The 19,432-nt window shown below is 35.1% G+C and carries 16 protein-coding genes; 14 read left to right on the forward strand and 2 right to left on the reverse strand.

Annotated elements, in window-relative coordinates:
* Positions 1 to 2 precede the first annotated feature (2 nt).
* The 4 genes from PXD56_RS14995 (at position 3) to hpf (ending at position 4,151) form a co-directional block, all read left to right on the forward strand.
* Complete coding sequence (locus PXD56_RS14995; RefSeq protein ID WP_276494159.1) at positions 3 to 1,820, forward strand: FAD/NAD(P)-binding protein; 1,818 nt, start codon at positions 3 to 5, stop codon at positions 1,818 to 1,820.
* Complete coding sequence (locus tag PXD56_RS15000; RefSeq protein WP_276494160.1) at positions 1,777 to 3,264, forward strand: type III PLP-dependent enzyme domain-containing protein; 1,488 nt, start codon at positions 1,777 to 1,779, stop codon at positions 3,262 to 3,264. The genes PXD56_RS14995 and PXD56_RS15000 overlap by 44 nt, the downstream gene beginning before the upstream one ends.
* An 83-nt stretch (positions 3,265 to 3,347) precedes the next feature.
* A complete protein-coding gene (locus PXD56_RS15005; RefSeq protein ID WP_276494161.1) occupies positions 3,348 to 3,746 on the forward strand; it encodes a VOC family protein in 399 nt (132 codons plus the stop codon).
* 102 nt (positions 3,747 to 3,848) lie between these two features.
* A complete protein-coding gene (hpf, locus tag PXD56_RS15010) occupies positions 3,849 to 4,151 on the forward strand; it encodes a ribosome hibernation-promoting factor, HPF/YfiA family (protein WP_276494162.1) in 303 nt (100 codons plus the stop codon).
* Positions 4,152 to 4,322: 171 nt separating this feature from the next.
* Here hpf and PXD56_RS15015 read toward each other — a convergent pair whose 3' ends face one another.
* Positions 4,323 to 4,775, reverse strand: a complete 453-nt coding sequence (locus PXD56_RS15015; RefSeq protein ID WP_276494163.1) for a ferritin-like domain-containing protein — start codon at positions 4,773 to 4,775, stop codon at positions 4,323 to 4,325.
* 239 nt (positions 4,776 to 5,014) lie between these two features.
* Between PXD56_RS15015 and PXD56_RS15020 the strand changes: the two genes are divergently transcribed.
* The 7 genes from PXD56_RS15020 to PXD56_RS15050 all read left to right on the forward strand — a co-directional run bounded on the left by PXD56_RS15020 (position 5,015) and on the right by PXD56_RS15050 (position 13,951).
* Positions 5,015 to 5,158, forward strand: coding sequence for a hypothetical protein (locus PXD56_RS15020; protein ID WP_276494164.1), 144 nt, complete (start codon positions 5,015 to 5,017; stop codon positions 5,156 to 5,158).
* A 155-nt stretch (positions 5,159 to 5,313) separates the two neighbouring features.
* Positions 5,314 to 6,540, forward strand: a complete 1,227-nt coding sequence (locus PXD56_RS15025; protein ID WP_276494165.1) for a TolB family protein — start codon at positions 5,314 to 5,316, stop codon at positions 6,538 to 6,540.
* A 68-nt stretch (positions 6,541 to 6,608) separates the two neighbouring features.
* The gene (locus tag PXD56_RS15030; RefSeq protein ID WP_276494166.1) at positions 6,609 to 8,405 is read left to right on the forward strand and encodes a PorP/SprF family type IX secretion system membrane protein; all 1,797 of its coding nucleotides are present in this window, start codon (positions 6,609 to 6,611) and stop codon (positions 8,403 to 8,405) included.
* Positions 8,406 to 9,086: 681 nt separating this feature from the next.
* Complete coding sequence (locus tag PXD56_RS15035; RefSeq protein ID WP_276494167.1) at positions 9,087 to 9,728, forward strand: response regulator transcription factor; 642 nt, start codon at positions 9,087 to 9,089, stop codon at positions 9,726 to 9,728.
* Between the two features lie 234 nt (positions 9,729 to 9,962).
* Positions 9,963 to 11,450, forward strand: coding sequence for a xylulokinase (locus tag PXD56_RS15040; protein ID WP_276494168.1), 1,488 nt, complete (start codon positions 9,963 to 9,965; stop codon positions 11,448 to 11,450).
* Between the two features lie 9 nt (positions 11,451 to 11,459).
* Positions 11,460 to 12,776 (forward strand): xylose isomerase, encoded by a 1,317-nt coding sequence (gene xylA / locus PXD56_RS15045; RefSeq protein WP_420828453.1) that lies wholly within the window; start codon positions 11,460 to 11,462, stop codon positions 12,774 to 12,776.
* A gap of 158 nt (positions 12,777 to 12,934) precedes the next feature.
* Entirely contained in the window at positions 12,935 to 13,951 is a 1,017-nt protein-coding gene (locus PXD56_RS15050; RefSeq protein ID WP_276494169.1) for a LacI family DNA-binding transcriptional regulator, read from the forward strand.
* A gap of 2 nt (positions 13,952 to 13,953) precedes the next feature.
* Here PXD56_RS15050 and PXD56_RS15055 read toward each other — a convergent pair whose 3' ends face one another.
* Positions 13,954 to 15,327 (reverse strand): Gfo/Idh/MocA family protein, encoded by a 1,374-nt coding sequence (locus tag PXD56_RS15055; RefSeq protein ID WP_276494170.1) that lies wholly within the window; start codon positions 15,325 to 15,327, stop codon positions 13,954 to 13,956.
* A gap of 144 nt (positions 15,328 to 15,471) precedes the next feature.
* Between PXD56_RS15055 and PXD56_RS15060 the strand changes: the two genes are divergently transcribed.
* From PXD56_RS15060 to PXD56_RS15070, 3 genes are all read left to right on the forward strand, one after another.
* Complete coding sequence (locus tag PXD56_RS15060; protein WP_276494171.1) at positions 15,472 to 16,851, forward strand: sialate O-acetylesterase; 1,380 nt, start codon at positions 15,472 to 15,474, stop codon at positions 16,849 to 16,851.
* A 131-nt stretch (positions 16,852 to 16,982) separates the two neighbouring features.
* On the forward strand, positions 16,983 to 18,704 hold the full coding sequence (locus PXD56_RS15065; RefSeq protein WP_276494172.1) for a GMC family oxidoreductase: 1,722 nt from the start codon (positions 16,983 to 16,985) through the stop codon (positions 18,702 to 18,704).
* 3 nt (positions 18,705 to 18,707) lie between these two features.
* Positions 18,708 to 19,430 carry a gluconate 2-dehydrogenase subunit 3 family protein gene (locus PXD56_RS15070; RefSeq protein WP_276494326.1) on the forward strand — a complete coding sequence of 241 codons (723 nt, stop codon included), beginning with the start codon at positions 18,708 to 18,710 and terminating at the stop codon, positions 19,428 to 19,430.
* Positions 19,431 to 19,432 lie beyond the last annotated feature (2 nt).

A 19,432-nucleotide genomic window follows, 5' to 3' on the forward strand; every position in this document is an offset into this window, starting at 1 on the left:
CTATGAATGATAATAGCATATATAATATTGGAATAATAGGTTTTGGACCTAAGGGCTTCTATGGTTTTGAAAGATTGATAGCGTATTTAAATGAAGCTAAAATTTTAAATACTGTACAAATACATGTTTTCAATAGCACATCTTTTTTAGCATCGGGCGATGTATATAGATCAGATCAGCCAGAGTACCTAATTATGAATTACGCCAATCGTAATATTAATAGTTGGGTATTACAAGAACCTTTTTCATCTGCTACCGAAACTCCTGATTTTGTAACATGGCTTGCAGATAATGGTCATAAGAATACTGCTTCTGGAAAATATGCACCTAGAGCTCTAGTAGGTAGCTATCTGGCAGATTGTTATCAGTATGTATTAGACCATTTGCCAAGTAATGTTCAGGTAGTTACGCATATTGGCACGGTAACTAATATGACAAAACAAAAGAATAGTTATCAAGTATTTTATAAGGATAAAGCAACCAGTAGACAAGAAGTTGTTACCTGTAACAAGGTTTTATTTACAACGGGGCACCATTCTTTTAAAACTCAGAAAAGCAAAAGTGTCATTTCAGAAAATAAGATTGATTTTATTTATCCTACCAACGAAAAATTAAAGCCTATATTTTCAAGGTCTTTAGTAGCTATAAAAGGTTTTGGGCTAACGGCTATTGACGCAATTATAGCTTTGACAGAAGGTAGGGGAGGTAATTTTGAAAAGAGTGATACAGGTAATTTAAAATATATTTCATCAGGTGATGAGCCTTTTAAAATTTATCCGTTCTCTAGAACCGGTGTGCCTATGGTACCAAGAAATGACTCATTGTCAACTGTTACGGATTTGTATTTTTTAACCGAAGATGTGGTAACTGAACTTAAGAAAAATAAACCTGTTAGTTTTAATGCTACGCTGTTACCTTTATTTAAGAAAGAATTTTATTTTTCATATTACACGGTATTGTTTAGAAATTATGGTCATCAGTTTTATTATGACGATGATTTTAAAGTAATGGAAAAACAGGTGAAATATTTTCATGAAGATTACCCTGATTCTCCTGTTTTTAATTGGAAAGCTATAATAAATCCGTTTAAAGAGAAGTCCGTTTTATCAACAAAGGAAATACAAGTTTACCTACAGTTTTTAATTGATGAAGCTAATGATGGAGAAGAAAAAAGTCCGTTAATGGCAGCAGTTACCACATGGCATAAAATTAGTCCTATATTCAATGAGCTATATAGTTTTGGAGGTTTAGATGCGGTTTCGCACAAGGAATTTGATACCTATTATTTTGGACTGTTCAATAGGTTATCCTATGGTCCGCCAGTTGAGAATATGCAAAAAATTGTAGCGCTTTGTAACGCAGGTATTTTAGATTTCACTTACGCTAAATCTGCAACTATATCTATAGATGATGCTAATAAAAATTTTAGCTTACAAATAGATAATGGTCAAAGAACGGAAATAAACTATTTGGTAAATGCAACAATTTCCAGGGCTAAGGAAGGAAATTTTGAAAATGAACTTTACCAGAATTTGTTGGAAAATGGACTAATTAGTGAATTTGAAAATAAAACACAGACCGGTTACAAACCAGGTTGTATAGAAATTAGTAAAGCAGGAAATGCTATAGACGGCAATGGTCATGTCAATACAGATATTTCATTTTATGGAACACCTACAGAAGGCATAACCTGCGATAATGATACCTTGTCAAGAACCCGAAACGATTTTGCGTCTATTTGGGCAAAATCTACCAGTGAAGCAATTAAAGAGAAAGATGAAAGAACAAAAAAATATAAAAGGAAAGAACATGTATTATAAGGGAAAACCTGAATATCAATTGACACCAAAGACTTCTGAATGGATGCATGAGCTATTCAATGACCAAGGGGTTGTAAGAGGTTTAGTTGAACGATATGGTTCGCCCATAAACATACATCATTTACCATCTTTCAATCTCAATTGCGAAAGCTACCAGGAGGTTTTTCAATCCTATGGATTAAAATATAGAATTTTTTATGCCAGAAAAGCTAACAAATCTAAAGGTTTGGTAAAACAGGCATTTACATCTGGTATAGGTGTAGATACCGCCAGCTTTAAAGAGTTGGAACAGTCACTGGCACTGGGCGGAAATGCTGAAAATTTAGTGTTGACGGCAGCAATAAAGACCGAAGCACAAATAGAATTGGCAATTAATAATGGCGTACCCATTATTTTGGATAATGAAGATGAATGTAGGTTGACCCAAACAGTAGCTGCTAAATTGAATAAAACGGCAAAAGTTGGATTTAGAATTAGTGGTTTTGAAGTTGATGGAAAGAAACTTTATAGTCGTTTTGGTTTTGATGTAGATGAAGTAATAGATTTTATAGGGTCCTATGTTGGCGACGGTAAAACTTTTGATTTACTAGAAGTAACCGGACTTCATTTTCATTTAGATAGTTATTCTACGCATCAGCGAAGTGTCAGTTTAATTGCAAGCATTCACATCGTTTCAGCTTTAAAAGAAAAAGGATACCCCATTTCATTTATTGATATAGGCGGTGGTATTCTAATGAACTATTTAGAGGATGAAAAAGAGTGGACGAATTTTAATGAAAAATTAAAAGATGCTGTATTAAACCAGGATAATGATATTACTTTCAATGATAATGGATTGGGCTTTAGGCTAGAAGATGGTAAGTTGAATGGTAAATTGAATACCTACCCGTACTTTAATAAGATAAATAAAGGTTCTTTTATAAAAGAGGTGCTAGATTTTATGGATGATGCATCAGGGTTATCGGTAGCATCTTTGTTACTTAAAAATGATATAGAAATACGTATAGAACCTGGTCGCTCTTTATTGGACCAAGTGGGAATGACGGTCGCAAAAGTCATCCACCGAAAAAAAGATGCTAAAGGGCAATGGTTGGTTGGTCTAGAAATGAATATGAGTCAGATGATGAGTTCAAGCGCAGATTTTCTACTAGATCCATTTATGCTTTATAATTCTGAAATTATGGAAAATGAGCATGTTGATGTATTTTTTACGGGAGCTTATTGCTTGGAAAGAGATGTATTGTTAAAAAGAAAAATAACACTACCTAGATTACCGGCAATAGGCGAGTATGTGGCTTTTGTGAATACAGCGGGTTATATGATGCACTTTTTTGAAACGGAAGCGCATCTTTTTGAACTAACTACCAATTTAGTTTTTACGGGATTAAATGAAAAGTTATCATTTTTTCAATTTATAGATGATAAAAAGATTGTGTTGGAATAGCATTATTAAATGCATCAATAACTAAGTGTATTAAGACAAGGCAAATTTGAGGTATTGGGTAATTTGTATAAAAATTAATTATCATGAAAACACAAGCATATTTAGCCTTCAACGGCAATTGTCAAGAAGCATTGAATTTCTACGGAAACCTGTTCAATGCAGACATTAAAAACAAACAAACATACGAGGATAAGAAAATTGATGTACCGTCATCTTTTCGTCAAAAATTACAACACGCAGAATTAAAAGGTAAAGGTGTACACTTTATGGCATATGATGCGGCACCAGATACACCATTAAATAATGGAAATCAGATTAATATGAGTATTGATACGGATAGTCTAGATGAAGGAAAACAATTGTTTGAAGATTTATCTAGTGGTGGTCAGGTACACCACGAATTTAGAGAACGAGAATGGGGTCATTTTGGTAGATGTACAGATAGATTCGGAATAGGGTGGATGGTCAATGTAGATAAGTAGACCAAGCTCTAAAAAGTAATTAAAATTTAAGAATATAAATATTAAGTATCGAGGCAAAACTCCTTGGAGTTACGCCTCGATTTTTAGATTAAAACAAAACATATGGATATTATATATGAATATGATGGCGTAACAGCTAGTCAAAGATTAGAAAGTTTTGCAGAAGAGAAGTTGAATAAACTACAAACCAAGTTCAGTGACATAATTAGGGCCGACGTGTTTTTAAAACAAGAAAACACATCATCAGATGAAACGGGTATGATCTGTAATATACGTTTAAGCCTACCAGGTCCAAGAATTTTTGCCGAAGCCAGCAATGAAAATTTTGAAGAGTCTGTCAATGAATCTGTAAGTGAATTAGAAAGACAACTGAAAAAGAGAAAAGATAAACTGAAAACTTATTAATACCCTATTATGAAAAAAGCATTAATACTTTATTTTGGCAAAAAGTTTTATAACAATTGGTTAAAGAGAAAACGTGCTGAGCAATCTAATAGAGCAATGAAATAAGAAGTTTGAATAAAGCATAAAAAAGCCCTTGCAAATTGCAAGGGCTTTTTTATGAATGAATATTATTTATATATAATCTTCTAAAACTTCAGTAGTCTCTAAAGCATTCTGCAGATGCTCTTTCTGTACTCTAATAATTTCTTTTAATCTATGTGGCATCATTACTTCTGCCAAGGCATTATCATAATCATTAATTGCAGCTTTATCGCCTCTTATAGCTTCTTCTAGCATAGCTTCATCATTATCTTCGGCAAAAAACGCTTTTACGTCCATCCAAGTTCTATGTAATGTTCCGGCCGCACTTCCTTCAATTTCTACACTACCTAACTCAAGCTCAGGAACAGTTGCTCTTAATTCTCTTAAAAATTGCATACGATCAATAACTTTTTTTTCAAAGTAGCTTTTAATTCCTACATCTTTAGAATTTTCAGATGCCTTTTCAAATCCTTTAATAGCATCTTCATTTTTACTTATTAAATCTTTTAAGTGATCTTCAATCTTTTTTATATCGGTGTTCATGTATTAAATTTTATTAGACCTTATGGTCTATGGTTAAACAAATTTTATATTACTAAGATACGGGCATAGAACGGCAATGCTTAGCTATATAAAATATCACTTTTGCTCTATTCAATAAGTAGTTATATACCATAAAAATGGGGCTTAAGTAAGTGTATTGGTATATCATTTTAAGGGATTGAGTTAAGTAGAAATGACTGTTCATATTATTTTGGTCAGGAACAATAAAAAATAATAGAATGGGATTATCACCTTTATTTGGAGTAGCAAAAATGTTAGTAAAAAGTAGAAAATTAAAAATGGCGGCCGTAGGACTGCAGTTAGCTTATTTGGGATACACTTATATTTCAGATAAAAGAAAAAATAAACAGGTAAGAAAATAATTTAAAATTTGTTGTAATTGTTTGATTTTTAATTGTTTAAATTGATTTATCGATTTAATGGTTCATTGAAATTTCAAAAACCTATGAATTTTTATTAATAATCAATTGAATGAGTTGTAAGACCTTTGGAGTATTAATCCCCAAAATCTAGTAATATGAACAATTCAATTAAAACTAGCCTTTTGTTTGCTTGCATGGCAACCATGGGCTATGGCCAAGATTTGGCCTACAATGACAACAGCACTACTTTTCAACAAAGAAAGGTTGAAGAAGTAACTAACCGTACAGAGAATTATAACAAGCTAAAGACACTTGGTTTTTCTGATGCAGAAATCTTTGAAGATTTAGGTAATGCCAATTTCTTGACCAAAAAATATGCAAATGCATTATACTGGTACGGTAGACTTATGGAAATTTCTGAAGATGGTACATTAAAGAGAAGCTACCAGAAGAGATTTGACCATGCAGTATCTCAATTAGGTAAAGAAGTCCAAAATGAAATTGCCGATGAGAACTGGACAGAGTTGGTAAAAGATGATTATAAGATGACGCGTTCAGTTGTACCATCTAGACTTACCTCTAATAATAGACGTAATTTTTTACCGTGGGATGGCCAAGGTACAAACAATGAGTTTGCATCAAATAAAGTAGCTCCAGCAAAGACAAATGGTGAGTATGCACCACCGGTAGCTATTACAAATGGTGGTAGAACTGCATACTACAGTAAAAAAACATACCAAAAACCTACAACTGGTATGTTCTCCAAAAAGAAAGAAGTATATAAGATTTACAAAGCCGATAAAGTAGGTGGCGAGTGGAAAAAAATTACTGAAGTGGCTGTATGTCCAAGTGATTATTCTGCTAAACACCCGGCAATATCGCCAGATGGTAGTCGTCTATTCTTTGCATCTAATATGCCAGGTACATTTGGCGAGTATGACATCTACGTGGCAACGATTCGGAAAAATGGAATGTTAGGTCAAGCAAAGAACTTGGGTACTAAAGTAAATACTGCTAAAAACGATGTACACCCAAATCCTATTTCTAATGGTAGCTTGGTTTTTGCATCAGACGGTAGAGATGGTTACGGAGGTTTAGATGTTTACATGGCAGAAGTTGGTCAACGCAGTGTTGGTCTTGCAGTTAACATGGGTAACACTATCAATAGTTCTTATGACGAGTACTCGGTAAATCTTTTACAGAGCGATGGATCTGGTTATGTGGTATCTAATAGAATGGCTCAAGGTAAACATACCCAAAATATAGCTTTTAATTTAAGCGATAAGCCTATTAATGAGAAAAGTAGAGATGATCGCTTCCTAGAAGCCTTTAATACAGATAAACGAACACAGTATTCTAGTTCGGTATTTGAAGATGAATAACCACCCATTATTCATTTCCCCCACTAAATCACAGACAATTTCAATTCTAATCACTAAATCTAATCGTTATGGAAAGTCCGTATAAAATCAATAGTTTTCTTATTGCTTTATTCTTATTGGCTCTTGTCCAAACAGTAAAAGGTCAAGAAACCAATGCAAACTTAGGATCAAGTAGTACCTACCACAACCAATTATTTTTCAATAGGTTTTTTATAAACCCAACGTTCTCTTTGGTACGTGAGAACAAATCATATTTAAATATTCTACATAGAAATCAATACGCAACTTTTGAAGATAATAGTCAAAACTATTTTCTAGGTTTCAGCAATAAATTAAACGAAAGTACTGCAGTTGGTATTGGGGTTTACAGTCAATGGTCTGGTGTGGTTCAAGAATTTGGATTCAATGCTAACTACGCATCTGCAGTACGTTTAGGAGAGAAATCTGTACTAACTTTTGGTACCAACGTTACATACTTTAATCAAGGATTGGACAAAAATAGAATTGTAGTTGCCGAAAATGATCCACAATTGGCAGATGCAAGAAAAGAAAGTAAAATTGCCGTACAGCCAGGCATTAACCTAACGTTAGGTAGCTTTGATTTTGGTTTGTACGCAGAAGACCTTTTAAAATACAATCAAACAACGAACGAATTTTTAACCGAATTGTCTACCAAAAGTGTAAAGGCATCGGTACAGTATACGCACTCATTTGAACATTCAAGAGGACTTTTTGAGAACGCAAGGTTGATGCCAATGGCACAAGTAGGGCAAAATTATGATGGTAGCCTATATTATTTTGGATCTTTACTATTAGATATGCCTAAATATGGTTGGTTGCAAACTACGGTAGATGAAGAGTATGGAGTAGCGGCAGGAGTAGGGTTTAACCTTAGTGAGAAAATGTCTCTGGGTTATTTAATGGAAAAAGATTTATCAAGTGAGGATGCAAACCTTGGTTGGAATCATGAAATTACCTTGGCATATAAGTTCAAAGATGATGATTTGGCTATCACGGTAGCAGATAACTCTTCAGACAATCAAATAGATAATATTGTACGTAACTATGAAGAGCAAATAGCTCATTTAATAGAGGAACGTGATAATGCAAGAAAGTCTAATCGTAAAAGACAAGAAACAATTACAAACACGGCTACACCTGTTTCAGAAAGTAGTTTGGCATATGAGAATAAAATTATTTTAGATGAGTTGATTTTACGTCAAGATTCTATTGAAATTGAAAGAATAGCGGCATTTGAAGAACGTTTTGAATTAATTGTTAGAATGTTACGTAATGATATTGATACTACGATAAAGAGCTCCTTACAAGACTTTAGCGTAGAAGAAAACACCTCTTATGCATCAAATGATTTAAAAGACGATGCAATGGACTTTGTAACTGAACCTGCAGATGCATTTGCTACGGCATCAGCTTCAACAGCAACAACAACAGCTACGAAGACATCAACGGTATCTAAGTCTTCAAGAAGAGCAAATTTCAAAGAATTACCATCTACAAGAGATAACTTTAAGGCAATGCCGGTGAAAATGTTAGTAGATTCTGATGTTATAGATATGAACTCTGGTTATTATGTTATAGCCAATGTTTATAGCCAAACAAAGTATATGAATGCTTTCATGAAAGATTTGAAAGAGAAAGGGTTAGATCCAAAACAGTTTTATAATAAAGAAAATGGACTGTATTATGTATACTTGGCAGATTACGATTATAAGAACGATGCCCAAATGGCAGCAAGCACAGATTTAAACGGAAAATACAATCAAGAGAAATGGATCATGCAGGTGAATGAAACTACTGCAACCGCATCTAATACTTTTGAGGACGATTATATAAGTATCGAGTAATGGATTAAAAACTATTCATCGATATGGTTATATGGTTGATTTGAATTGTCAATAAATGGAGGGGTGTTGTCCGGGGGGATAACTGGGGCCCCTCCTTTATTTTTTGGTTCATATTTATAGTGATTCTCGGTTTTAACTTTATGTTAACTATCGACGAATTACCTTCTTTTTTATGAAAATGTGGTATTTGAACGAAAATTCTTATGTTTTCAACGGGGATATTGCATTAATATATATATTTCGATCACCAAAAAGATTTAAACCCAATTGTATAACCCCAAATCCCCCCACAACCATGAAAGAATTTACCCTACTAAATTCCGGTTTTAAAACACATTTTTTTCTTCACAAGATTTCTATCATTATAGAATTTCGAAATCTCATTAATCCAAAGTTTGGCAAACGCCTCGGTTTCATGAATTAATTCTCTAGCGGTTAACCGTTTTATGATTTAATTTTTTAACTGAACAATAGTGAAGCATGGTCAATATTTTGACTATTCTTCTAGGCGAAATTTGTCAATTTTTGATGTAAAAATGAACTTATAGCATACACTATTGGTTTACAAAACATAGCTATTGTTTAGTTTTCATGCCTTTCAACAGGTACCTGAGATAACTTAAAACTAATTTTAGTTATTGTTCTATTTTTAGAACGATAGCCTCAAAATCTATGGAGATTATGAAAAATTCAAGCATTAGAATAATAGTATTAGAAAAAGATAGTTCATTACATTCCGTGTATAAAAATCACTTTGAAGATATAGATGGTTATGAAGTGGTAGGCTGCTACACATCTGCCAAAGACGCTATTAAAGATTATAAATTTACCAAACCTGAAATTGTATTATCTGAGATAGATTTAGATGATATGAACGGGGTAGATGCCATTAAGCTTTTTAAGAAAAAAGATTGGGAAGTGAAAATTATAATGTTTAGTGAAATCAATGATTTCGACGTTATTAAAAATGCTTTCAAAAAGGGAGCTAATGGATACTTGACTAAGCCATTGACCTTAGACAAGTTAGAACACGCTTTACGTAGTATGGAAAAAGAAGGTGCGGCAATGAGCAATGATATCGTCAAGAAAATTATAAGTAATTTTCATAGAAAGACCTTTGCTTTTTTCTCGGAGAGAGAGAATCAAATTGTAGATTTTCTATGTCAAGGTGCTACTTATAAAATGATTGCAAAAAAATTATTTGTGACGCCTAGTGCCGTAAATTTTCACATTCAGAATATTTATTTAAAGCTAGATGTTAACTCAAAATCAGAGGCACTTTCTAAGTTAGAACAATTACAGAATCAGCTAGAACAGTATTAAAAAATGAATTCTTAAGTATTGATATTAAGGGTAGTACGAAAACCCTTTCGAAAATAAGTTGTTTTCAATATTAAGTATAACAACCTTATATTCAGTAATTTATATTTTTGGATTTATACATTGATATTTTTAAAAAATTGAACTACGATAATTTTTCGTTGTGTAAATATTGAATGGTCTTCATAGTAACTATTTTTGGTTTAACTTATTTCAGCAAACCAATTTATACTATTTATGTACCATTTAGGATTAGATATCGGCAGTTCATCTATTAAGATTGCCTTGGTAAATGCTTCAACAGGAAAAAGTGTTGGGGTGGTTACAGAACCTGAAACAGAAATGTCGATGGAAGCTGTAAAAAACGGCTGGGCAGAACAGCGTCCAGAAGATTGGTGGAGCTACGTCTGTAGTGGCATTGACAAGATATGTAAACAAGAAAATATTGATAAAAAAGATATATCAGGCATTGGTATATCTTATCAAATGCACGGTCTAGTGCTCATTGATAAAGAAGGTAATTCCCTTAGAAAATCTATCATTTGGTGTGACAGTAGAGCTGTTGGCATTGGTCAGCAAGCCTACGAAGAAATAGGGGCAGATACTTGCGACACCCATCTTTTAAATTCACCATCAAACTTTACGGCATCTAAGCTGAAATGGGTGAAAGAAAACGAACTTGACATTTACGCTCAAATTTATAAAATGATGCTTCCGGGCGATTACATTGCCTATAAATTATCAGGAGTAGTAAATACTACGGTTTCCGGTTTATCAGAAGGTATTTTTTGGGATTTCAAAAAAGACAGTATAGCAGATTTGGTACTGGATTATTACGGATTGGAAAAAGATATGATACCGGATATTGTAGATACTTTTTCGGTACAATCTAAAGTCAATGAAAAAGGAGCAACTGAAAGCGGGCTTTCAATAGATACCCCAATATTATATAGGGCGGGAGACCAACCAAATAATGCATTGGCATTAAATGTGTTTAATCCTGGAGAAGTTGCGGCAACAGGTGGTACATCTGGCGTTGTTTATGCGGTAACAGATAATCTTTCAGTAAAAGAAAGCTCTCGGGTAAACAACTTTGCACACGTAAATTATTCAAAGGGAAAACCGGCTAGAATTGGCAAATTACTTTGCATTAATGGAGCAGGAATTCAATATCGTTGGTTGTTGAATAACCTAGATGTAGACTCTTATGAAGAAATGAATACGTTGGCAGATGAGGTTTCTATTGGGGCAGATGGTGTAGCTATGATTCCCTTTGGTAACGGGGCAGAAAGAATGTTAAAAAGTAAAGACGTCGGTACAAGAATTGTCAACCTAAATTTAAACAATCACGGTAAAGGGCATTTGTGTCGTGCAGCGTTAGAAGGCATTGCTTTTTCTTTTGTTTACGGAATGGAAATTATGGAGTCTGATGGTATAAAAGTAAATGTAATGCGAGCCGGTAACGATAACCTTTTTCGTTCAGATATCTTTTCGAATACAGTCGCAACTTTAATAGGGTATGATATTGAGATTTATAATACTACTGGTGCAATTGGAGCGGCTAGAGCGGCAAATTTACATAAGGGAGATTTTGAAGCTTTCGGTAAGGCAATATTAGATAATGATTATGTAATGACCTTCAGTCCTAAAAAAGATAAAATAGCATACCAAGAAGCCTACGCTACTTGGAAGAAAGAATTAGAATTGATATTGAACAACAAATAAATCATCATAATGGCAAACAAGGAATATTTTAAAGGAATAGACAAAATTAAATTTGAAGGCAAGGAGTCTGACAATCCGTTAGCTTTTAAATACTATAATCCAGATCAGGTTATTGCGGGTAAGACAATGAAGGAGCACTTTAAGTTTTCAACAGCTTATTGGCATACCTTCTGTGGTCAAGGTTCAGATCCATTTGGTCCTGGTACACAGAATTTTGAGTGGGATAAATCATCTGATGCGGTGCAAGCGGCTAAAGACAAGGCAGATGCTGCTTTTGAGTTTTTTGATAAAATAGGATTTGATTACTACTGTTTTCATGATTTTGATTTAATTGAGGAAGCATCAACATTTGCGGAGTCTGAAAAGAGATTGGCAACGATAACAGAGTACCTTAAGGAGAAGCAAAAAGAATCTGGGAAGAAATTATTGTGGGGTACGGCTAACTGTTTCTCAAACCCAAGATATATGAACGGTGCATCTACCAATCCTGATTTTAATGTATTGGCAAGAGCAGGTGGTCAAATTAAATTGGCTTTAGATGCTACTATTGCCTTAGGTGGTGAGAACTATGTTTTTTGGGGTGGTAGAGAAGGTTATATGTCTTTATTGAATACAGATTTAGGTCGTGAAGTTGACCATATGGGGCAGTTTTTGACTATGGCAAGAGACTATGCACGTAGCCAAGGGTTTAAAGGAAATTTCTTTATTGAACCAAAACCAATGGAGCCAATGAAACATCAGTATGATTTTGACTGTGCAACAGCCATTGGGTTCTTGAAAGAATATGGTCTAGAGAACGATTTTAAGATGAATATTGAAGTTAATCACGCCACATTGGCACAACACACTTTTCAGCATGAAATTGCCGTTGCCGCAAAAGCAGGTATGTTAGGTAGTATGGATGCTAACAGAGGAGATTACCAAAATGGATGGGATACCGATCAGTTTCCTAACAATATTCAAGAAACTACAGAAGCAATGTTGGTATTCTTGGCAGTTGGTGGTTTACAAGGTGGCGGTGTAAATTTTGATGCCAAAATAAGAAGAAATAGTACGGATTTGGAAGATGTGTTCCATGCACATATTGGTGGTGCAGATACTTTTGCAAGAGCATTGATTACTGCTGATAAAATTATTGAATCATCATCTTACAACAAGTTACGTGAAAATAGATACAGATCTTTTGATTCAGGAAAAGGAAAAGATTTTGAAAACGGTAAGTTAGATATGAAAGATCTTTACAACATTGCTAAAGAAAATGGTGAGTTGGAGTTACAGAGTGGTAAGCAAGAATTGTTTGAAAATATCATCAATCAATACATATAAATATTTTTACCCATTAAGCGTTTTAGCATAGTAGCTTTTTGGGTACTAATAGTTATAAAATTAAATTTAAATGTCCCTAGGTTTTTACCTTAGGGACATTTTGCTTTTTACGAATAATTTAAATGTCAAATTAAATCTGTTCTTTTGCAGTATATATTATGAAAAAAGTAACCTTAAAGGATATTGCCGGGCATTTTGGTGTTTCTATCTCAACCGTTTCTAAAGCGATAAACGATAGTCACGAGATCAGCAATGACCTAAAGGTAAAAATTCAAGCATACGCCAAAGAGAAACATTATAAGCCTAATAGATTGGCTCTTAATTTGTTGAATAAAAGCACTAAGACCATTGGTGTTGTTGTACCTAACATATTAAATTACTTCTTTGTTCAGGTTCTGTATGGTATAGAGAAGGTTGCAAATGAGAGTGGTTATAATATTATTAGTTGTATTAGTAACGAGTCTAAAGCAAAAGAAACGAAGACACTTGAATTTTTTGACGCGGGCACTGTAGATGGTGTCATAATGTCCCTTGCGGAAGAAAGCCAGAATGAGGATCAGCATGATGCGTTGATAGATGTTATAAATAATGATATACCCGTAGTACTTTTTGATAGGGTTTCGGACAATGTGCAATGCGATAAGGTGGTTGTAGATGATCTTGAAGCCGGTTATAAAATCACTAAGTACCTCATAAACATTGGCTGTCAAAATATAGCTGTGGTAAATCCTATTTCAAGCTCAAGCGTAGGTAAATTAAGATTGTTAGGCTACAAAAAAGCATTAGAAGAATTTGACATACCATTTGATTCTAAATTAATTATAAATCTTACGGTCAAAGATGATTTAGATTTACTGATGTCATTTCTTTTGAATTATAAAACCATAGATGGTATTATAGGAATTGATGAATTAATTGCTGTTCAAGTCTTAGAAGTTGTAAAGGCAAGAGGCTATAATGTACCTAATGATATTTCTATAATTGGCTTTACCAATGGGCAGTTGTCTAAATACGTAACTCCGTCATTAACAATGGTTAGTCAGCATGGAAAGTATATTGGCGAGCAAACCGCTAAATTGTTGATCAATAGAATTAAAAATCCTGGGCTACCTTATGAAACTAAAACAGTAAAGACCAGCTTGCTGGTACGTGATTCTACTAAAAAACTACAATAAATTTATACGGTATCTGGGTGCGGATGTTCCCACGGTCCACGATATTCTCGCTGTAATAGGGCAGTAGCTTCTGGATCATTTAAAACGTTTCTACTTTTAGGATCATAGGTTAAAGGTCTTTTTAAATCCATCGATAAATTAGCCAAAATACAGCTGGCAGATGAAATGTGCCCTTGTTCAATGTCTGCAACAGGTTTTGTATTGTTTTTAATTGCATTTAAGAAATCTATCATATGCCTACGCGTTGCTGGTGCGGCATGTAGTTCTAAATCTTTTTCGGTAAGGTCTTCTATATATTTTTCTTTTTCATAAAGTACATTAAAACGAATACTGTCGCTACCATCAACGGGTACAAATTCGGCTTTCATGACATCTCCCTTAAGTACACCTTTTTCTCCATATATTTTAAATGCCCAAGGGTACTCTGGGTCATTGGGATTTCCCCATGTTCTATGCTGCCAGTTGCAATTAAGACCATCATATTCAAAAACGGCTGATTGTGTATCAGAAATATTAGATTTGCCTTCTTTCTGCACATAAATACCTCCTTCAGAACTAATGCGTTTGGGCCATCCTAAATTGAGCATCCAACGAACGGTATCTAACATATGTACACACATATCTCCTGTAATTCCGTTTCCATATTCACGAAATGTTCGCCACCATCTCTTATGCGGTAATCCGTCATAAGGTCTTATAGGTGCAGGGCCCGTCCACATTTCATAATCAAAGAAATCGGGGATTTCCTGCTCTGGCGGATTTCCATTGGCGCGCATGTGATAGTAGCAGCACATATCTACATGACCAATGGTGCCTAGCATTCCGGTATCGATGATTTGTTTTTTAGCATCAACCAAATGCGGAGTACTTTTTCGTTGTGTACCCACTTGTACTACCTTGTTGTATTTTCTTGCTGCGGTAACCATTGCTTCACCTTCCATAACATCAACGCTGGTAGGTTTTTGAACATACACATGAGCGCCAGATTTTATAGCTGCAATACAAGTTAAAGCGTGCCAATGATCAGGTGTGCCTATAAGAACAATATCCAATTTTTCACTTTGTAACATGGTTCTATAATCAGAATATAGTTTTGGTTTTTTACCATTCTTCTGTCTTTCGGATACTAGCTGGGCAGCTATGTTTAACTGGTGACTATCAACATCACACAATGAAACTACTTCTACATTCGCTATTTGAATAAGACGCAATAAATCACCAGTGCCATACCAACCAGTTCCTATAAGGGCTACTTTTTTTGGCTTTTCGTTTGCGAAAAATTCGAATCCGTATGAAGGTATAGAAGCGAAAAGTAGCGATGCCGATGCTGCTTTAATAAAATTTCTTCGCTTTAATGATTGTGGTAGGTTAGGCATGACAAGTTGAGTTTAAGTAGATTATGAACATCACAAATAAAGTACTTAAGATAGCAAATACTTTAAAAATAATATTGAATGATTGTGAATTTGTTAATATGGAACATATTTAGGTATATTTAAATCAAAATTTTATCGACTGCAATGAATATACGTTTTACCCTGATTTTGCTGTGCCTAGTGGTTACCACTTTTACAAAAGCTGAAATAACACTACCCAAAATATTTTCTAATGAAATGGTCCTGCAACGAGAAAGTAATGTGTTGTTGTATGGCTGGGCAGATCCCAACGAGGAATTTACTATTTACACGAGTTGGAACGATGAGACCGTTCAAGTAAAAGCTGGTAACGATGCAAAATGGGAAATCACCGTAAAAACTCCAGAAGCTGGAGGTCCTTTTAAAATAAGCTTTACGGGAAAGAATAATGAAATTACTTTACAAGATGTTTTGATAGGCGAAGTTTGGCTTTGTTCTGGGCAAAGTAATATGGAGTGGAGTGCAAACAGCAAAATAGCGAATAGGGATTTTGAAGTCGAGAATGCAAACTATCCAAATATTAGACTATTTACTGTAGCAAAAAGAACAGCAGATTACCCACAGGAAGATACAGCAGGATCTTGGACATCTTGTTCATCTGAAACCATGCAAGATTTTAGTGCGGTTGCTTATTTTTTCGCAAGAAAGCTTCAAAAGGAAATGAACATTCCGATAGGATTAATAGATAACGCATGGGGAGCGTCTAGCGCAGAAGTGTGGACACCAGAATCTGTTTTTAAAGCACACCCTGAATTGGTAGAAGCGCACAAAAAATTAGAACCAAATAAATGGGTAACGGTACAGAAATCATCTTTGTTCAATGGTATGGTGGCGCCGTTGACCAAGTTCAAAATAGGTGGTGCCATCTATTATCAAGGTGAAGCTAATACGCCAAATGCTGAAAGCTATCAAGAGCTTTTTACCAATATGATCACATCTTGGCGAAAGGAATGGAAAGATGATTTTCCATTTTATTATGTTCAAATAGCGCCATTTAAGTATGACCAAGAATTTGCAGGAGGTATCGTTAGAGATCAGCAAAGAAGAACTTTGGCACTAGAGGATACTGGTATGGCAATGACAAGTGATATCTGTACAACAGAAGATATTCACCCGCTTAACAAACAAGATGTAGGTTTACGTTTGGCAAATATTGCGTTGAAAAATCACTACGGTCTATTAGCCAACACAGAAGTATATGGTCCGCTTTACGAATCTTTTGAAGTAGACGGCAATCAGTTAAAAGTGAAGTTCACTCACGCTGACGGATTATATAATAAAGGAAAGAAAATAACACTTTTTGAAGTTTCAAATGCTGCGGGAGAATGGTTTGCTGCCAAGGCAAAATTAAAAAATGGAGAGGTGTTATTGACTTCAAGTGAAGTAAAAAAACCGACAGGGGTAAGGTATGCTTGGAGGAGTACGGACATAGCTACCTTATTCAATAAGGCAGGTTTGCCCGCTTCTACCTTTACAAGTAAATAACAACATAGCTGAATTTGTACCAATGTGCTTGAAAAATATCCGTCCGTCCAGTAACGAATGTTATTCAGCTAAAAACGCAGGTTCTTATTTTATTTAATAGTTAAATTGTAATCATCAACTAATCTCAAATTATGCAAATAAAAGAATCCTCAGAAATCTTTGATGTTATCATCGTAGGTTCAGGAGCCGGTGGTGGTATGGCTACCAAACAATTGGCAGATGCAGGTTTAAATGTAGCTGTTGTAGAAGCGGGTCCATTTTTTGATCCTGCCGATCCAAAAACCATGACACAATTAAAACAACCTTATGATTCGCCACGTAGAGGTGCAGGAACAACCCGTGCTTTTGGAGAATGGGATATGTCTTGGGGAGATTGGGAAGTAGAAGGAGAACCATATACGCATGCAGAAGGAACTGAATTTAAGTGGTGGCGTGCAAGAATGCTAGGAGGACGTACAAATCACTGGGGGCGTATTTCTTTACGCTTTGGACCTAAAGATTTTAAAGGGAAAACCCGTGATGGTCATGGAGATGATTGGCCAATAGGATATGAAGACGTTAAACCATATTACGATAAATTAGACAAGTTAATTGGTGTTTTTGGCACCAATGAAGGTAGAGAAAATGATCCTGACGGGTTTTTTCTTCCTCCCCCGAAACCAAGATTGCACGAGTTATTTTACATAAATGGAGCAAAGAAATCTAATATACCGGTTATACCTGGTAGACTTTCCATGCTGACCAAAAGAATTAATGAAGACCGTGGCGTTTGTTTCTATTGCGGACAATGTGGAAGATCATGTCAAATTTATGCCGATTTCTCAGCAGGTAGTTGTTTGATCTTTCCGGCGCAAAAGAGCGGTGGTCAAGTAAAACTGTTCGTAAATTCAATGGTGCGCGAAGTCCTTACCAATGAAGAAGGTAAAGCAACAGGGGTATCGTACATCAATAAAGAAGATAGAAAAGAATATACACTTAGAGGCAAGGTGGTTGTATTGGCTGCATCTGCATGTAGTTCGGCACGTATACTTTTAAACTCTAAGAGTAAACAACACCCTAACGGATTAGGGAACAGTAGTAACTTAGTTGGTAGATATTTACATGATTCTACGGGATCTAGTGCTTCAGGAGTAATTCCTGGTTTAATGAACAGAAAGACCTCTTATAATGAAGATGGTGTTGGTGGTATGCACGTTTACTCGCCATGGTGGGGAGATAATTCCAAGTTAAATTTCCCAAGAGGATACCACATAGAAGTGTGGGGCGGAATGGGGCAACCTAATTATGGTTTTGGTTGGGATCCTAATGCCTTGAACCAATATTTTGGATTGAAATCTGGAGGCTATGGAGATAGCTTGCGTGATGATGTAAAGAAATACTACGGTTCCGTAATAGGTTTTGGTGGTCGTGGAGAAGCAATTGCTTACAAAGACAATTACTGTGAAATTGACCCTACAACCGTGGATCAATTTGGTATTCCTGTTTTGAAGTTTAACTACAAGCATTCAGAGTACGAGGTAAATCAGGCAAAGCACATGCAAGATACCTTTGAAGAAATTATTCATAATATGGGTGGTCATTATTTAGGTGAAAAGCCAGGTAAAGACAAAGATTACGGATTAAATAAGCCAGGTGAAATTATACATGAGGTGGGTACTACCAGAATGGGAGATGATCCTAAGACATCGGTGACCAATAAGTTTCAACAGTTACATAATGCAGATAATGTATTTATAGTAGATGCAGGGGTGTTTGTATCTCAAGCGGATAAGAACTGTACTTGGACTATTATGGCGCTTTCATGGAGAGCATCAGATTATATCATTGAACAATTAAAGGCACAAAATATTTAGATGATGGATAGAAGAAAGAGTTTACAAACTTTAATACTTGGTGGTGCTGCGGCAACTTCTGGGCTAGTCTTCAATTCATGTAAGACTGAAAATGGCGAATCTGTAGATCAAGATATTGCAGCTAGTAGTGAAAAGTATTTTGGAAGAACACCGGCAGAATTGGAACGTATAGAAAAGTTAAACGCTGAGCAGTTGTTCAACGAGCATGAGATGGAAACTATTGCAGCTTTAAGTGTAGTGATACTTCCTCCAAAAGAACCACATGGCGGTCCTATAGAAGCAGAAGTGCCGGCACTTGTAGAATTTATGGGCAAAGATATTCCAGAAATGGCACCTACATTATTAGGTGGCTTAATGTGGTTGGATCATAAAAGTAATACAGAATTCGGTACTGAATTCAAGTCGGCTACATTAGAGCAGAAAAAACAAATTTGTGATGAAATTTGCTGGCATGATACAGAGAAACCATTAAGTGAACAACCACTGGAAATTCAGTTTTTCTATACTATGCGTGGCTTGACCGTTACTGGATATTATACCTCTAAAGTGGGTATTGCAGATTTAGGATATAAAGGAAATTCACCAAATGTTTGGGATGGTGTACCGCAAGATGTACTAGACCAGCACGGTGTTGCTTATGATCCAGAATGGATTGCAAAATGTGTAGACCAAAGTCAGCGTAATGTTATGGCTGAGTGGGATGACGAAGGAAATTTACTTACGTAAAC

The sequence above is a fragment of the Maribacter zhoushanensis genome (genome assembly GCF_029350975.1).
Taxonomy (GTDB): domain Bacteria; phylum Bacteroidota; class Bacteroidia; order Flavobacteriales; family Flavobacteriaceae; genus Maribacter; species Maribacter zhoushanensis.

What these genes read in the sequence shown, in the direction of transcription:
- PXD56_RS14995 (WP_276494159.1), top strand. Translation starts at nt 3, where the DNA reads ATGAATGATAATAGCATATATAATATTGGAATAATAGGTTTTGGACCT.
- PXD56_RS15000 (WP_276494160.1), top strand. Translation starts at nt 1,777, where the DNA reads ATGAAAGAACAAAAAAATATAAAAGGAAAGAACATGTATTATAAGGGA.
- PXD56_RS15005 (WP_276494161.1), top strand. Translation starts at nt 3,348, where the DNA reads ATGAAAACACAAGCATATTTAGCCTTCAACGGCAATTGTCAAGAAGCA.
- hpf (WP_276494162.1), top strand. Translation starts at nt 3,849, where the DNA reads ATGGATATTATATATGAATATGATGGCGTAACAGCTAGTCAAAGATTA.
- PXD56_RS15015 (WP_276494163.1), bottom strand. Translation starts at nt 4,775, where the DNA reads ATGAACACCGATATAAAAAAGATTGAAGATCACTTAAAAGATTTAATA.
- PXD56_RS15020 (WP_276494164.1), top strand. Translation starts at nt 5,015, where the DNA reads ATGGGATTATCACCTTTATTTGGAGTAGCAAAAATGTTAGTAAAAAGT.
- PXD56_RS15025 (WP_276494165.1), top strand. Translation starts at nt 5,314, where the DNA reads ATGAACAATTCAATTAAAACTAGCCTTTTGTTTGCTTGCATGGCAACC.
- PXD56_RS15030 (WP_276494166.1), top strand. Translation starts at nt 6,609, where the DNA reads ATGGAAAGTCCGTATAAAATCAATAGTTTTCTTATTGCTTTATTCTTA.
- PXD56_RS15035 (WP_276494167.1), top strand. Translation starts at nt 9,087, where the DNA reads ATGAAAAATTCAAGCATTAGAATAATAGTATTAGAAAAAGATAGTTCA.
- PXD56_RS15040 (WP_276494168.1), top strand. Translation starts at nt 9,963, where the DNA reads ATGTACCATTTAGGATTAGATATCGGCAGTTCATCTATTAAGATTGCC.
- xylA (WP_420828453.1), top strand. Translation starts at nt 11,460, where the DNA reads ATGGCAAACAAGGAATATTTTAAAGGAATAGACAAAATTAAATTTGAA.
- PXD56_RS15050 (WP_276494169.1), top strand. Translation starts at nt 12,935, where the DNA reads ATGAAAAAAGTAACCTTAAAGGATATTGCCGGGCATTTTGGTGTTTCT.
- PXD56_RS15055 (WP_276494170.1), bottom strand. Translation starts at nt 15,327, where the DNA reads ATGCCTAACCTACCACAATCATTAAAGCGAAGAAATTTTATTAAAGCA.
- PXD56_RS15060 (WP_276494171.1), top strand. Translation starts at nt 15,472, where the DNA reads ATGAATATACGTTTTACCCTGATTTTGCTGTGCCTAGTGGTTACCACT.
- PXD56_RS15065 (WP_276494172.1), top strand. Translation starts at nt 16,983, where the DNA reads ATGCAAATAAAAGAATCCTCAGAAATCTTTGATGTTATCATCGTAGGT.
- PXD56_RS15070 (WP_276494326.1), top strand. Translation starts at nt 18,708, where the DNA reads ATGGATAGAAGAAAGAGTTTACAAACTTTAATACTTGGTGGTGCTGCG.